The 16,354-nt window shown below is 41.2% G+C and carries 13 protein-coding genes; 7 read left to right on the forward strand and 6 right to left on the reverse strand.

Going from position 1 to position 16,354, the window contains the following annotated elements; genetic code table 11:
• Positions 1–17: 17 nt before the first annotated feature.
• Positions 18–1,856, forward strand: a complete 1,839-nt coding sequence (locus tag N6A79_RS09440; RefSeq protein WP_268545739.1) for an aminopeptidase P family protein — start codon at positions 18–20, stop codon at positions 1,854–1,856.
• Positions 1,857–1,864: 8 nt separating this feature from the next.
• On the opposite strand, the gene N6A79_RS09445 is transcribed toward N6A79_RS09440, so the two are convergent.
• The 4 genes from N6A79_RS09445 to N6A79_RS09460 form a co-directional block, all read right to left on the reverse strand.
• Positions 1,865–2,818: an L-threonylcarbamoyladenylate synthase gene (locus N6A79_RS09445; RefSeq protein ID WP_268545740.1), complete on the reverse strand. Its 954-nt coding sequence runs from the start codon at positions 2,816–2,818 to the stop codon at positions 1,865–1,867.
• 111 nt (positions 2,819–2,929) lie between these two features.
• On the reverse strand, positions 2,930–3,592 hold the full coding sequence (locus tag N6A79_RS09450; RefSeq protein ID WP_268545741.1) for a ribonuclease HII: 663 nt from the start codon (positions 3,590–3,592) through the stop codon (positions 2,930–2,932).
• Positions 3,593–3,728: 136 nt separating this feature from the next.
• Positions 3,729–4,088: an MmcQ/YjbR family DNA-binding protein gene (locus N6A79_RS09455; RefSeq protein WP_268545742.1), complete on the reverse strand. Its 360-nt coding sequence runs from the start codon at positions 4,086–4,088 to the stop codon at positions 3,729–3,731.
• A 148-nt stretch (positions 4,089–4,236) separates the two neighbouring features.
• Entirely contained in the window at positions 4,237–5,421 is a 1,185-nt protein-coding gene (locus N6A79_RS09460; RefSeq protein ID WP_268547575.1) for a PA0069 family radical SAM protein, read from the reverse strand.
• A gap of 282 nt (positions 5,422–5,703) precedes the next feature.
• Between N6A79_RS09460 and N6A79_RS09465 the strand changes: the two genes are divergently transcribed.
• Positions 5,704–6,567, forward strand: a complete 864-nt coding sequence (locus tag N6A79_RS09465) for a siderophore-interacting protein (RefSeq protein WP_268545743.1) — start codon at positions 5,704–5,706, stop codon at positions 6,565–6,567.
• A gap of 76 nt (positions 6,568–6,643) precedes the next feature.
• On the forward strand, positions 6,644–7,402 hold the full coding sequence (locus tag N6A79_RS09470; RefSeq protein ID WP_182417387.1) for a siderophore-interacting protein: 759 nt from the start codon (positions 6,644–6,646) through the stop codon (positions 7,400–7,402).
• 104 nt (positions 7,403–7,506) lie between these two features.
• Here the strand turns inward: N6A79_RS09470 and N6A79_RS09475 are convergent, their stop codons facing one another.
• Positions 7,507–8,220 (reverse strand): L,D-transpeptidase, encoded by a 714-nt coding sequence (locus N6A79_RS09475; protein ID WP_268545744.1) that lies wholly within the window; start codon positions 8,218–8,220, stop codon positions 7,507–7,509.
• Positions 8,221–8,873: 653 nt separating this feature from the next.
• On the opposite strand from N6A79_RS09475, the gene N6A79_RS09480 reads away from it, so the two are divergent.
• The 4 genes from N6A79_RS09480 (at position 8,874) to ftsZ (ending at position 14,049) form a co-directional block, all read left to right on the forward strand.
• Positions 8,874–9,794 carry a D-alanine--D-alanine ligase gene (locus tag N6A79_RS09480; RefSeq protein WP_268545745.1) on the forward strand — a complete coding sequence of 307 codons (921 nt, stop codon included), beginning with the start codon at positions 8,874–8,876 and terminating at the stop codon, positions 9,792–9,794.
• 29 nt (positions 9,795–9,823) lie between these two features.
• Positions 9,824–10,690 carry a cell division protein FtsQ/DivIB gene (locus tag N6A79_RS09485; protein ID WP_268545746.1) on the forward strand — a complete coding sequence of 289 codons (867 nt, stop codon included), beginning with the start codon at positions 9,824–9,826 and terminating at the stop codon, positions 10,688–10,690.
• The gene (gene ftsA / locus N6A79_RS09490; protein WP_268545747.1) at positions 10,687–12,015 is read left to right on the forward strand and encodes a cell division protein FtsA; all 1,329 of its coding nucleotides are present in this window, start codon (positions 10,687–10,689) and stop codon (positions 12,013–12,015) included. The genes N6A79_RS09485 and ftsA overlap by 4 nt, the downstream gene beginning before the upstream one ends.
• A gap of 150 nt (positions 12,016–12,165) precedes the next feature.
• Positions 12,166–14,049, forward strand: a complete 1,884-nt coding sequence (gene ftsZ, locus N6A79_RS09495) for a cell division protein FtsZ (RefSeq protein WP_268545748.1) — start codon at positions 12,166–12,168, stop codon at positions 14,047–14,049.
• A 342-nt stretch (positions 14,050–14,391) separates the two neighbouring features.
• Here ftsZ and N6A79_RS09500 read toward each other — a convergent pair whose 3' ends face one another.
• Positions 14,392–16,035, reverse strand: a complete 1,644-nt coding sequence (locus N6A79_RS09500; RefSeq protein WP_268545749.1) for a hypothetical protein — start codon at positions 16,033–16,035, stop codon at positions 14,392–14,394.
• Between the last annotated feature and the right edge of the window lie 319 nt (positions 16,036–16,354).

Consider the following 16,354-nt stretch of genomic DNA (forward strand, 5'->3'; position numbering starts at 1 on the left):
ATCTTGCAAGGTGTAAAATGTTTCAAACCTTTGATATTGCAACCAATCCGGACAATGGCAAGCCAAGACTGGCACTATTGCGCAAAGAAATGAGCCGCTTAGGGCTTGATGGCTTTATCATACCCCGCGCCGATGAGCATCAGGGTGAATATGTGCCGCCACATGCGCAACGCCTTGCTTGGCTAACCGGTTTCACCGGATCGGCGGGAAGCGCACTTGTCTTGCAAGATAAAGCCTATATTTTTACCGATGGGCGTTATAGTTTACAAGTTCGCCAACAAACCGATAATAATGTTTTTGACTATGAAGATTTAATATCACATCCACCATCAAAGTGGTTGAGTGAGCATGGCAAAGGTCTAACAATTGGCTTTGACCCTTGGCTCACCACTATTGCAGGAGCACGTCATCTGCGTGAAGCTATGGCAAAGGCTGGTGGCAATTTGCATAGTTTAGATTATAATCTTGTTGATGTCATTTGGGATGACCAGCCAGAACCACCACTTGGCCGCGTGACCATTCAACCGCTTTCCATGGCTGGTAAAGAAGCAGATATTAAACTTGCAGAAATTCAGGAGGATATTAGGCAGAAAAATTGCACCGCCACTATTTTAACTGATCCATCATCAATTGCATGGCTGTTTAATATTCGCGGAACAGATGTTTCAAATACGCCATTACCATTATCTTTTGCTTTTATATCAGCATCTAGTAAGCCCTATTTATTTATTGATCCAAGAAAACTTGGGGTTGAAGAAAAAGCCTATCTAGACCCGCTATGCCATATTGTGGCTCCAAACCATATGATTGATAAATTGAAGGAAATTATTGCCGGTAATCAAAAAATATTGCTTGATGCCAATTTATGTGCTGAAAAAATCCGCACACTTATTGAAGATGCTGGCGCAAAAATTGTTGAAGGGCAAGATCCGGCAAAATTACCAAGGGCAATTAAAAACGCAGTAGAACTAGAAGGCGCAAGACGGGCGCATTTGCGTGACGGTGTTGCCTTGGTTAGATTTTTCTCGTGGCTAAGTCGGCAAAGTGCAGGTACTCAAGACGAAATTTCCGCCGCTATTAAGCTTGAAGAATTTCGCGCAAAAACCGCAATTGAGCACAATTCTAAGCTTGAAGATTTATCATTTGACACGATTTCGGGCGTGGGGAGTGATGGCGCTATTATCCATTACCGTGTTAACACCAAAACCAACCGCAAATTAGAACCGCATGAATTATACCTCGTTGATTCAGGCGCGCAATATCGCGATGGCACCACAGATGTTACCAGAACCGTTGCCATTTGTGCTAAAGGTGGCAAGCCAGATGCGGAACAAATTCGCTGTTTCACATTGGTGTTAAAAGGCATGATCAACATGTCATTGGCACGTTTTCCTGCCCATTCACGCGGTGTTGATCTTGATATTTTGGCACGCAGCGCCTTATGGAAAGCTGGCCTTGATTATAAGCATGGTACAGGGCATGGTGTTGGCTCTTTTCTATCGGTTCATGAAGGGCCGCAAAGCTTATCACGCGCTAGCACACAAGAATTAATGGCAGGCATGATTATTTCCAATGAGCCCGGATATTACCGCGAGGGCGCCTTTGGCATACGCATTGAAAACTTGCTTATTGTGCAAGATGCAGAACCAATTGATGGCGGCGAAATTGACATGCATAGTTTTGAAACCTTGACCCTATGTCCAATTGATCAAAGCTTGATTGATAGCACTATGCTTACTTTGGAAGAACGCCAATGGCTCAACGCCTATCATGCAAAGGTTTATGAAAAGCTTTCACCATTTGTAAGCGGTGACGATTTAGCCTTTTTAACCAGTGCCACAGCGGAATTATCATAACAGAGTTTTTATTTTGGTGCAGCGGCGCGGTTAAGCCGGTCATTTATTGCCTCACCAAGACTTGTCAACGGTATTGGTGCAACCGCAATGGAACTTGCGCCAACAAGATCAAGGCGCTGCATATAATCAAATAAATGCACTGCTGCTTCTTTTAAATCTCCACTTTCACTCAAATTTAAAATGGCTTTTGCATTTGCCTGCCCCTTAATTGCTGTGTCACCAAAGTGTAAAAGCGCTTCCCCTTCCATGACTTCATCAACATTTAAACGCATTGTTGCATTGGGCGCGTAATGAGACTTCATCATACCCGGTGCTTGAATAGCTGCACCATGATCCAGTTGTTTCACTGGCCGCTTTATAATAGCCTCAATCGCTTCACGCTCTAAACCACCAGGGCGCAGTAAATAAACATCATCACCATCAACTTTGATAATGGTGGATTCAACCCCTACTTCACATGGACCTGCATCAATAATTAATGGCACACGACCTTGAAAATCATTTTCAACCGCAATGGCACTTGTTGGGCTAATTCGACCAGAACGGTTAGCACTTGGTGCAACAATAGGACGATCAAGACCTTGCACAATATCTGCAAAAATTCCTTTAGGGTTGCGCAAGGCAAGGGTTGGCAAGCCAGCTGTTGCCAAAGGGTGAATATTGTTATTTTTTCGCAGTGGTAAAACAAGTGTCAAAGGTCCTGGCCAAAATTCTTGCATCAACTTGGCTGACATATCATCAATTGCAACATAACGTGCTGCCATATCCATGGAGGCAACATGAGCAATTAAAGGATTAAAATGGGGACGACCTTTGGTGGCAAAAATTTCTGCCACCGCCTCTCCATTGGTTGCATCTGCTGCCAAACCATAAACTGTTTCGGTAGGTAGAGCCGCCAACTTGCCCTCACGCAAATGCGCAACGACTTGTTTTATAATAGTAGGCGATGCTGAAACAATCATGATATTTTAAACTTTTATAATAAAAAGATGAACGATAATAATATTTTACTTAAGTTTTATTTTTAGATTTTTTAGATTTATAGCACAAGAACAAGAAATTTAAAAAGCCTACTATTTAATATCCATATTTTTTATCGGCGCAAAACTATAGCGATGCAATTTTTTAACTGGCCCATGACTTTCAATAGCTTGCCGATGGGTAACTGTTGCATAACCGGCATGTTTTTCAAACCCATAATGGGGATGTTGACTGGCTGCTAAAATCATCATTTTATCACGCATTTCCTTGGCAATGATCGAGGCGGCAGCAATGGAGACGGAGCGTTGATCGCCTTTTACCCAAGAATCGGCAGCACAAGGTAAGCCATCAGGTATATCGCGGCCATCGATTAAAATATAATCGGGCTGCACTGCAAGGCCTTGGCATGCACGGCGCATGGCTTCAAGCGAGGCTTTACGTATATCACTAAGATCAATGGATAATGCACTCACGCTGCAAATACTAACGCTAAGAGCGCTATCCAAAATTTGTTGATACAATTTTTCGCGCTGCTTATGCGACAATTTTTTAGAGTCATTGAGACCAACAGGGATGTTATCAGGGTTTAAAATAACCGCAGCAGCAACTACTGGCCCAGCTAAAGGCCCGCGTCCTGCTTCATCAGTACCCGCAACAAATTTTGCCCCATGGCGCATTAAACGTTGCTCGCCAGAAAAATCTGGTTGCTTAGGAATATCAAATAAAAGCGGTAAAGGATTAAATTTTTTTGCCATAAAGCCTTGTGACATTACCGGCAAATTTGTGCAAGCATTTTGAGAAGATTTGCAGCATTGCCCCAATATTTATGATTACAAGATTATTTACGAGTATATGGTTTTAAATCTCTTTATCGTATCAACTTAAAAAACTCTACTCAACACCACATTCTTGGCGCTTTTTTCTCGTTAAACTTTTAGCAACAATATCATAGGAACGCGCGATATAGATTTTTAATTCATCATCAGTTAGTTCTGAATTTTTATGTACGGCCGGCCAGGTGCTTGATGTATAAGGCGCACGTTTTATACCATCTTGCTCAAGCATCATAAGATAGCTTGAAGGCGCTACCTTAAAAACCAAACAATCAACCCATAAACCACCTTTACCACCAAGGGCGGCAAAAAATTTACCACCAATCTTGGCTACCCTTGCATGCCATTGGTCGTGCAAGGTGACAGATTTTAGCGAAGTTACAAATTCATCAAAGTCCTTAACATCATAAAGAGACAAGAGCATAATTCCAATTCAAAATAATTAAGGCAATTTAAACAACACTCTATGACCATGTTAACATACTAACCTAGCAATTGCCGAAGAGTTATTTTACGATAATTTTTGCTTAAATAGTTTACTGCATAATATCAAAGCCCCTTATGTTTTAAAACAACGATAATTGTACGGGCGATTTTATTGGTGGCTCGAAATTTTCAAATGAAAGAGGAATACGACGCTTGCCAATGTCTAGCCTTTGACATGTTATAGCAAAGCGGCGGGCAACCAGTTCGGCAAAAGGGCCTGTACCGCGCATCCGACTTTGCCAATCAGCATCATAATCCTTGCCGCCACGCATAGATCGTAAAATTGAAATAATTTTACGATAGTGATTGGGATATTCGCGCAAAAGCCAATCTTTAAATAAAGGGGCAACCTCATAAGGCAAACGCAGCATGACAAAATCTGCGTCATGAACACCAGCTTCTTTTGCAGACTCTAATATATTTTCAATCTCATGATCATTTAAACCCGGAATAACCGGCGCAACTAATGTGGAAACCGGTATATTGGCTTGATGCAATTGCTTTATAGTTTCAAGGCGGCGCTTTGGCGTTGCAGCTCTTGGCTCCATTGCCCGTGAAAGCCTACTATCCAATGTGGTAAGTGATATACAAACCCGTACCAACCGTTTTTGCGCCATTTCGCTTAAAATATCAACATCACGCAAAATCAAAGCTGATTTTGTCACAATACTTACCGGATGATTGGCCCTATTTAAAACGGTCAAAATTTCTCGCATAATCGCCCATTTTTTTTCAATCGGCTGATAAGGATCAGTATTCGTACCAATGGCAATGATTTTCGGTTTATAGCCAGCTTTTGATAATTCCTTTTCTAGCAATTTTGCTGCATCAGGTTTTGCAAAAAGCTGTGTTTCAAAATCAACCCCTGCCGACAAGCCCATATAAGAGTGGCTAGGACGGGCAAAACAATAAATACAACCATGCTCACAACCACGATAAGGATTGATAGAGCGGTCAAATCCAAGATCAGGCGAACTGTTGCTTGTAATAATATTGCGAGCTTTTTCAATTTGAACAATTGTTTTAAGCGGTGCTATTTCTTCATCATTTTGCCAGCCATCATCAAAGGAACAAACTGATTTATCCTCAAAGCGCCCTGCAGGATTAAGCCCTGCTCCACGCCCTTTTATACGCTTTGCTTGAAGCCGCATATTGCTATCTTCAATAATATCATTAGCGTGCGCTTGGCGACCATCGCCAAAAGCTGCCTTATCAGCCTTGGCAAGATTATCAGCAAGATTATGATTAATCCGAATTTTTAACATTGCACCACTGCCAAAAACTTGCTGAAATGCCATAAAGCAAATGAGCAACCATACTTGATTGAAATAGCTTAATAAATAAATGGCATTTACTTGCCTATAGGCATAGCTAAACATCCATTCCCTGACAGAAACACAATATCAAAAATTAAAGAACATATCAAGAACATTATCGCAAAAATTATTTTCATTATTTAATTTGAGTATTTTTATCATGTTTTATTTGTCATTGTGAAATATTGCCATTATACCAATGCTGACAACAATATTTTGGGTAGGTGCAAAATGGCAAATATGGAAACAAAAGCCAGTTCTAAAAATGCAAGTGAAACCGCAAAAATGTCGGGACACAAGATCATACGCAATAGCATGACAATTACTGAGATTGCAAAACCGTTTGCTTCAGTAATACGTGTAAGCGGCATTGTCAAAGATCCAAACCTAGATCAATGGTTGCAAGCCAATAATGCTGTCCGAATTGAAATGGATGCCATTGGTAGTGGAAAGCCAATCACCCGTGTTTACACCATTCGTGACTATTATGCCGCAACCAATATTGCAGAAATCGATTTTGTAGTTCATCACGGCCAAAGCTTGGCTATGGACTGGTTGAGCAAGCAAAAAATTGGTGACAAGATTTATCTTATGGGACCAAAGCAACATTTTATGCCTGATTATAAAAATGGTCATGATAATATATTTTTTGCCGACGATACGGCAATTCCTGCGCTATTTTCTATTTTTAAAAATTGGCCACAAGGTTTAAAAGCCACAGCCTATATTGATTGCGCCCATCAATCCGCAATAGACGAATTACCGAAGATCGCAGGGGTAGATTATAAAACCTTTATTCGTCAAGATGATTGTGCCGCCGGCACTTCTGGTTTTTTAGTCAAAGAAGCTCTTTCCATCAATCCAACCACCAAAGCCAATCTTTGGATCGCCTGCGAGCGTGAAGAAGCGCGACAAATACGCGACCACTTTTTAAGTGGCGGGCAAGTGGCGAAAGCCGACATAAAAGCGATCGGCTATTGGAAGCGCGGCATGACATCAAGCATTGTGGATGAAAAGCGCATGGCCCATTACATAGACCTTACTGCACAAGGTAAAGGTATCGAGCAATTTGATGAGTTTGATGTAAAAATATAAGAGACAAATACAATATTATGCAGCTATAATAGCGGTAAAATCAAGCAAAATAGAACAAAAATTTTTAGGAAAAGTCATGACCCAAGAAAATGATACAGCACCGCATATTGAGCGTGTACGTCACGAAACCAAACGCCGCATATTGAAAGTTGAAAAAATTGAAGATGTAACCCCCTTGATGCGCCGGGTATTCGTTGGTGGAGATGATCTTACGGGCTTTGTTTCAGCAGCTCCCGATGATCATATCAAGCTATTTTTTGGCGAGAATGAACTAACCCAGCAAAGCCGCGAATATACACCACGTTTTTATGACGAACAGGCCAACCTATTAGCGATTGATTTTGTGTTACATGATGCAGGACCAGCAAGCACTTTTGCATTAAATGCAAAACAAGGTGATGAACTTGTCATTGGTGGTCCACGCGGTTCAGCCGTTATTGGCGGCAATATTAATGCTTGGCTATTAATCGGCGATGAAACGGCTTTGCCAGCCATTGGCAGACGGGTTGAGGAAGCCGCTGAAGGCACTGACATCACCGTTATTGCAACGGTTGCCAATGAACAGGAAGTGCAAAAATTTAATACCAAGGCCAATGTAACCTATCATTGGGTTTACCGCTCGGTTGAACTTGCTGATGAACCCAAATTTCTGCTTGAAAAGGTTAAGGAACTAAGCTTGCAAGAGCGGACATTTATCTGGATTGCCGCCGAAGGAAAGGTAACCCGCCACTTACGTATGTTCTTTAATACCGAACGTCATGTGCCACTTAATTGGATTAAGGCTGCTGGTTATTGGGTAAAAGGCTTTGCCAATTCTAAAGAAAAATTCGATTAAGCCACTTTAAATGAAAAAACCAAAGCTGAAAATTGATTAAACATGTAAAAAGGGCAGGAAAAGAAAATCTCTTCCTGCCCTTTTGTTATACAATTTTTTGTATCTTAGCGCACGATAACTTTAGCACCTGTACGCACACGGGCAAAAAGGTCAATCACATCTGGATTTGCCATGCGGATGCAACCAGCTGACACCGATTTACCAATGCTTGATGGTTGGGTTGTACCGTGAATGCGATAATAGGTATCAACATTATTTTGGTAAAGATAAAGCGCACGCGCGCCCAAGGGGTTGCTTGGACCGCCATCTACGCCATTTTCATATTTTTTATAGCGTTCTGGCGCACGCGCAATCATATCCTTGGTTGGAATCCAACGCGGCCATTTACGTTTTACTTTAAGATCTGCTTCGCCTTGAAAACCAAGACCGGCGGCACCAACACTCACACCATAGCGAATAGCTTTGCCATTGCCAGCAATGAAATAAAGATAGTGATTGGCTGGCTCAACGATAATTGTGCCAGGCGCTTCGCGTGATGGATAAGCAACAACCGTACGCTGGAATTTTTCAGGGATAACACCATTAGGAATTGGTTTAATTTTAAATGGTTCATCTCTATCAGGGCCATAACGCTCATCAAGCGACTTATTTCCTTCAATAAAACTTTGTGGCTTGATGGTTGTTTTAGTCGTTGGCTGTCCGTCAACTGTCGTTGTACCAGTTGTCGTACATGCCCCCAAGCCAATTGCTAATACACCTAAAAAGAGAGTGCGAAAAATCGTCGACCTGATTGGCCGTAAACCAATGCTATTATGCATTTTTTGTTCCTTGATTATAAAGTCAATTCATACGCAAAACATTTATTCGTAAATGTGCATAAAGCAGCTTTAACAAAAGATAAAGCTCAAAAAATCATATTTATCACTATTTGTAACAAATATTAATAAAACTCTAAAAATTAGATATATTCTAATATCGTAATTTACTGATTTTTGATGAAATTAACCTTTTTGGGTAGGAAAAATATCAGTCACAACATAAACAATCTTGGGTTAAGCATTCAATGGTGAAATATAAAAAAGATAATTTCAATGTGACTAATATTAAAAAAAATTATCTTAGATCTATATCTGCTCTAATAAAAACTATCACGCCAAATCGACTGCTTTGCTGTCCTTTTTTTACAAAATAATAAAAGACTTTTCGATAGTGCTTTAAAAGACGCAGATTGATAACGACTTTCTAAAAAATACAAAAAAAATCAAAAAAAAATTTTTGAGTCTTTTCAGAAACATGAGACATAAAAACCGCCTTTGGCAAGCCTTGCCAAGCTAAGGGGACTTGTTTTTACAGCGCCAGTCTGATTCTTATGTTAACCATAATTACATATTTGATTCGTATCATGAATCTTTTGGTAATTGATGATTCAAAACTGTAATTTTTACTGTGCATAATCTGTAGGGGATTTAAGGTGAACAACAAACATGTTGCTGTGCTTATGGGTGGTTTTTCATCTGAGAGACCAGTTAGCCTGTCATCAGGCAATGCTTGTGCCGATGCACTTGAAGCCCTTGGTTTTCAAGTGACACGCCTTGATGTTGATACCAATGTTGCTGATCGCCTTGCACAACTTCGCCCTGATGTTGCCTTTAATGCGCTTCATGGTCCTTTTGGTGAAGATGGTACAATTCAAGGAATTTTAGAGTTTTTGAAAATTCCTTATACCCATTCTGGCGTACTTGCATCAGCTCTTGCTATGGATAAAGCGCGGGCTAAAATAATTGCTAGCGCGGCAGGGGTTAAGGTTGCTCCGTCTCGGGTAATGGATCGCCATGATATTGGTACTATTCATCCTATTACCCCTCCTTATGTGGTTAAGCCCGTTAAAGAAGGTTCGAGCTTTGGTGTTGTCATCGTTTTGGAGGGACAAAATACACCACCCGCATCACTTAGCGCCCCAGAATGGCCTTATGGTGATGAAGTGATTGTCGAGCAATATATTCCAGGTCGTGAATTTACCTGCGGCGTTTTAGGCGATCGCATACTTGATGTGTGCGAAATTGTTCCTAATGCCAGCTATAAATTCTATGATTATGATGCAAAATATGCACAAGGCGGATCAATTCACGTTTGTCCTGCTGAAATTTCACCAAATATTTACCAAAATATACAAAGAATGGCACTACTAGCCCATCAGGCAATTGGTTGTCGTGGGGTCAGTCGTTCCGATTTTCGTTTTGATGAAAAAACAGATGATCTCATCTGGCTTGAAGTCAATACCCAACCTGGTATGACGCCAACCTCCCTAGTCCCTGATATGGCTAAAGTTTCCGGTCTAACATTTGGTGATCTAGTAAAATGGATCGTGGAGGATGCATCGTGCATGCGCTAAACAGCAATTTCAAGCAGAACTTGAGAACAATGCTCAAAAACCGCGTGATTAAATTTTCACGGCGGATAAAAGGTATTGTCTTACGGTTTACGTCTGGACATATTGCTATACCGCGTCATAGCGGCTCTTTTGCTGTATTGGCCTTATTAAGTTCAACAATATTTTATGGCACTTATGCAGGAAACCATAGTGATGATGCAGTAAAGCTTGCGACATCATCCCTCGGCTTTGCCGTAGAAAAGGTTGACGTAAAAGGTAACTATTTTACATCAGAGATTGATGTGCTTGGCGCAATCGGCCTTGATGGCGATACATCAATTATCGGCTATGATGTCGATAAGGTGCGCGATGAATTGAAAGCTTTACCATGGGTAAAAGCTGTCACTGTACAAAAAATTTATCCTGATCGTCTCAATATTATGCTAAGCGAACATCAACCAATGGCGCTGTGGCAGCATAATGGTGAAGTTGATATTGTTGATAAGGATGGCAATGTCATTATTCCTTATCGCGCTGGATTTAGCCGCCACTTACCCTTGATTGTTGGTACTGGCGCCGAAAATACGGCTCAAAATTTTCTTAATGCGATGGATGAATTTCCAAACATCAAAGAGCGCGTTCGCGCTTATATTCGTATCGGTGACCGCCGCTGGGACATTGTTTTAGATAATGGCGTAAGGGTTAAATTACCAGAAGAAAATTTTGGCAAACGTCTCACCCAAATTCTTGAAATGGATCAAAAGGACGGACTTTTGTCACGTGATATTTTAAGTGTTGATTTACGCCTTGATGACCGTGTCACGGTTGCGCTAACTGATGAGGCATTAAAACGACGCACCGAAACTGTAAAAGAACTAGAAAAGCGTGAAAAAGCACGCAAAGCGGGGCGAGCATGAATTTTATCGCCCACTTAAATGGTTCTTCATCACGTAAAACCCGGCTTTTGACGGTGCTAGATGTTGGCTCAAGTAAAATTGTTTGCATTATTGCTCGTTTACGCCCATTGGAACAAACAGAATATCTCCATGGTCGCACCCATAGTATGGAAGTACTTGGTTTTGGTATTCAGCGTTCGCAGGGTGTAAAGGCCGGCATTATAGTTGATATGTCCAAGGCTGAAGCAGCCATTCGTTTGGCTGTTGACAGCGCTGAACGTATGGCCGGCCTCATTGTTGATTCAGTGATTGTCAACTTTTCTGCAGGCAAGCTTAAAAGTACACAAGTTAATTCAAAAATTGATATTAGCGGTGATAAGGTTGATATGCGCGATGTGCGCCGTGCACTTTCTGAATGTTCGAAATCAGCATTTGATCTTGATCGTTATATTATGCATTCATTACCTGGCAATTTTAGCCTTGATGGTGAAAGCGGCATTTCTGATCCGCGCGATATGATGGGGCGTGAACTTGGTGCAGAAATGCACATAGTAACGGCCGAAAGTGCGCCGTTGCGTAATTTAGAGCATTGTATCAATCGCGCGCATTTAAGTGTCGAGACAGTTGTCGCAACACCTTATGCAAGCGGCCTTTCTGTTCTTGTTGGTGATGAACCGCGCCTTGGTACCGCCTGTATTGATATCGGTGCGGGCACTACAACTATTTCGATATTTGCTGAGGGTCGTTTTGTCTTTACCGATATGCTACCGATTGGGGCAAATCATATTACACTCGACATTGCTCGCGGCTTTACCATTCCGCTAGATGAAGCCGAACGCATCAAAGTGATGCATGGCTCGGCTCTCTCGGTTAGTGCCGATGATCGCCATATGATTTCCATGCCACCAATGCGCGACAGTAATGGGCAAGATTCAGGGCTTGCAGGTCAATATCCACGTGCCTTACTTGCACGTATTATTCGCGCTCGTGTGGAAGAAATTCTTGAAATGACAAGAGATAAGCTTACACAATCTGGCTTTGGTAGTTTGGTTGGAAAGCGCATAATTCTAACTGGTGGTGGTTCGCAACTACCTGGTATTGCCGAAGTTGGTCGTCATATTCTTAAGGGTCAATTACGCATAGGCAGACCGCTTGGTATTTCTGGATTGCCAGATATGGCAAGGGGCGCGGCGTTCTCCTCGGCTGTAGGATTATTAATCTATCCGCAAATTAGCGGAATGGAAGAATATAAAGTGCAGGGATCATCAAGCAATGCAAGTGCCAATAGCGGACATTTTTCCCGCGTTAGTCATTGGTTGCGCGGAGGACTTCGCAAAGGTTCTTAAAAAAATTAGCTTGTAAGCTTGTCTTTTAACTTAAGCTTACCGGTTTTAGATCATGGGATGTGAAATTTGGTTTTGGAATGCCTTTTTCATATCTAGAAATAGTCAGTTTACCGCATTGGGCTTGCGGTTTAAGGTGAGAAGGAATAAATTATGTCTATTACTTTACAAAGACCAGAAATAGTCGAGTTAAAGCCAAAAATTACGGTTTTTGGTGTTGGTGGTGGCGGCGGCAACGCCGTTAACAATATGATCAATGCTGGTCTTGAAGGCGTTGAATTTGTTGTGGCCAATACGGATGCACAGGCACTTGCAATGTCACGGGCTGAAAAAGTTGTTCAACTTGGTGCTTCAGTCACTGAAGGTCTTGGTGCTGGTGCACGCCCAGAAGTTGGGCAGTCAGCAGCGGAAGAATCTCTTGATGAAATTCTAGATCACCTTAATTCTTCTCATATGGTATTTGTGACTGCCGGTATGGGTGGTGGTACGGGTACGGGCGCGGCTCCAATTATTGCACGCGCCGCCCGTGAAAAAGGTCTTTTGACTGTTGGTGTGGTAACCAAGCCTTTTTCTTTTGAAGGCCAACGCCGCATGAAGACAGCGGAAGCTGGTATTGAAGAATTACAAAAAAGCGTTGATACGCTTATCGTTATTCCAAACCAAAATCTTTTCCGCATTGCGAATGAAAAAACAACCTTTGCTGATGCCTTCGCTATGGCAGATCAGGTTCTTTATTCAGGTGTAGCTTCGATTACTGATTTGATGATCCGCAAGGGTCTTATCAATCTAGACTTTGCCGATGTGCGCTCTGTCATGCATGATATGGGCAAAGCAATGATGGGCACTGGCGAAGCATCAGGTGAAGGACGTGCATTAAAAGCTGCTGAGGCTGCAATTGCTAATCCATTGCTTGATGAAACATCAATGCGCGGTGCACGTGGCCTACTTGTTTCTGTTTCAGGTGGTAGCGATCTTACCTTGTTTGAAGTTGATGAAGCTGTTAACCGCATTAAGGAAGAAGTGGATGCTGACGCAAACATCATCTTTGGTGCTATTAATGATGAAGCACTTGAAGGCATCATCCGCGTTTCTGTTGTTGCAACCGGCATTGACCGCGCTGCACTTGAAGCTGGCTTGACAATTGAAAACTCTACTTCGGTACATGCTGTAAAAAAGCTTGAAGCGGCAGCTCCGGTCTCGACTCGACCAGTGCAGCCGCAGCCAGAATCCTTTATTGAAGTCATTGAGGCATTAGAAGAAGAAATGGCAGCGCCTATGGAAGAGCCATTTCGTCCACAAAGCCAAATTTTTGCAAGCGCGCAGCCAGCCGCACCAAATCGTGTAGTTGGTCAGCCTAATCTTGCAAAGCAACCTGCTCGCACATCAGCTCCCTTGCAACCTATGGGCCAAACAGCAGCAACGCCGCCAAGTGTTGATACTGTTGCACCAAACCGCAGTGTAGCTCCAGCTAGCCAAAATTTTAGCCAATCATTAAACCCGCAGCAGGGCAACATGCAGGCACAACAGGCTAATGGTCAACAGCGTGTAGTTGCGCCACAACAGCGCGCACCACAACAGTCAATGCAGCAGGCTCAACAACAGCCTATGCAACAGGCCCAACAACAAGCTTCGTCGCGCATTCCTGAAATTGAAGCATTTCCGCCATCTTTGCGCATTAATGCTGATCAAAAAAGTAAAGGTAGCAACGAAAGCAATACACCTCGCAGTTTGTGGCAGCGTTTAAAACAGGGTTTTATTCATCGCGATGACGAGGAGCCAAGCGCACGTCTCGAACCTGCGGTAGCTCCAAAGCAAAGTGCTCCACAGCGTTCTAGCGGTCAAAATGCTCAACCAAATCAAATGGGACAACGGCCAAACATGGGTGACAATCGTCAGGCTCCTAATCAGGATCAGGCAATTTATACACCGCGCCGCCCAAATGAAGCGCAAATGCGTCCACAGCAACAACGCGCTGAAGCGCCAAGCGAAGATGAACAGTTGGAAATTCCTGCATTCCTGCGTCGTCAGGCTAACTAATGGCATATGTCGGCCTTTAAAACTCTTTTGAAAGCCGACATATATCATAAAACGCATACAACTGATCTTTTGATCCTTACGAGAAAATGCGGATTGATAAACTCACATGCTTTTGTCTTTCGCAAGGTTTGCGAATAAAAAAGCAGCCAGCCCAAATTCCTTCTCATTAACCCACTGGTTTTCCAGTGGGTTTTTTTATGCTTTTAAAAGCAATTTTGTATTTACTTAATGATATACGATTTTAAAGGAAACGATCAACCCGATATCAAACAAATAAAAAGCCCGTAAAGGATAAAACTCTACGGGCTTTAAATTAAAAATAATCGATTTTAAGATATTCAATTATACATATGACAACTGAACATTCTCTTGCACATAGACGGTTTCATTATACGAATTATGGAATTCGTTATAAACTAAACCTGTTTGGGCATCGGTGTACTTATCTGTAGCTTTTGTCCAAAGATTATCAAAAGCAACAGTGTCATTGGCATCACCATTGATAAATAATTTATCATTATCATAGCCATTAAAATCCAATGATGAATGGATGTTTAACTGGTTAGCGCTACCGCCAGTAAGATTGATTTTATTAATAGCAGTTTCGTCAGCTGAAGTGAAAATGCTATTTAATTCAAAAACACTACCCCATTTATCGAGATTAAGACTCATATCGATGTGAGAATCCGAATTTTGATCATTGTGATTATTAATTAGGTTTGTAAGCCATGAAATCTGGTTCAAACTATATTTATTATTGATATTAACATCAATATTTTCAAGACTTGCCCAGCCAAAACTTGGGCTTGATACAAAATTACTTACCCAATTTTGATATCGCCCTGCAAAATCCCAACTATAATCAGCTTTTAAGGAAAGTGTATCATAACCTTCACCACCATCGAGTACGAGGCTATTTGGGAAAATGTAACCGTAAATTTCGATAAAATCGTTTCCGGCACCACCGTAAATATAGTTATTCGCATTGGGACCTGAGGTTAGGTTACCATTGATTGATAAGCGATCATCACCTTCACCGAGATCAATAATGTTATCCGCATATTGTGCATTCATAAAACCAACACGAACAGTATCATTGCCAGCGCCAGTATTAATCATGTTGGTGCCTTTATCGGCATTAATTCCCCAGTTAATATTAATAACGTCGTTGCCATCACCAGTTTGAATAAGGTTTTTTGAGAAGCTAACAAGGTCACGATCAATATTAATTGTTGTTGTACCTTCGGTTACGATGGAATTATAACCACTATAATGTGACCACATATTACCAATATGGATGTTATGAACACCTTCACCAAGTTCAATACTGTTTTCAGAATCACTCCACATGGCATTTTTGATCCATATGTTAGTGTCGCCTGATACTGTACTTAGTCTGTTGGTGGTGCTATAATAAGCGATATAGTTACTGCCAATGACAATGTCATGCTTACCAATACCCAAATCGATTGTATTAACGCCATACCAATCTCGGGCGAAAATGTCGTTTTGGAAATTTAGGTATTTGTCACCATCGCCTAAAGAAATGCTATTTGTACCATATTTGAATGCATGCATTGCCCAAATATTCAAATAATCTGTACCCGCACCTGTTGTTATGGTGTTCAAGCCTGAATCAGCTGATCGAACATATCCCAAATTTAAAGTACGTTTATCAGTGCTTACGCCGTCAAACACGATTTCATTTTTACTATATGCCCCAGCACAGGAATCAACCCCGCCCATGATGCTGAGTACCTTATTGCCATTACCACCCTTAATAGTGTTTTGGCCGTATCCCCACATACTTTGACCGATCCAGACAGTATCGTTACCGTGACCAAGTTCAATTGTATTCTGTGAGCGCCAACCCGCTTTAACTTCACCTTTAATATTTACATAATCATCGTTATTAGTACCAAATATATAATTCGTACCAGAATTAACCACCATTGACGGTTTTGTTATACTTACGCCTCTTGCCATTTAAACACCCCATAAAGATAAAATTTAACATTAAATAAAACTATACAAATGACGTTTATATTAAATATTTTTTAAATTTCAATTTATTTTTTAAAAACCCCAATATTTAATTTAATATAGTTCATTTTAAATTAGTTATATTTAATATATTATATAAATTAAATAAATATAACTTTTAGCGACACATATAAACTGAGGGTTGCTATCATTAGCACAAAAAATAATTTCTCAAAAAAGTTCTTTTAATGCAAAATTAATGCGAATAATTCTAAAAAATTGAACCGGTTATCTCTTAACCAAATGCACAAATTGCTCGATA

The sequence above is a fragment of the Bartonella sp. HY761 genome, assembly GCF_026743145.1.
GTDB lineage: Bacteria > Pseudomonadota > Alphaproteobacteria > Rhizobiales > Rhizobiaceae > HY038.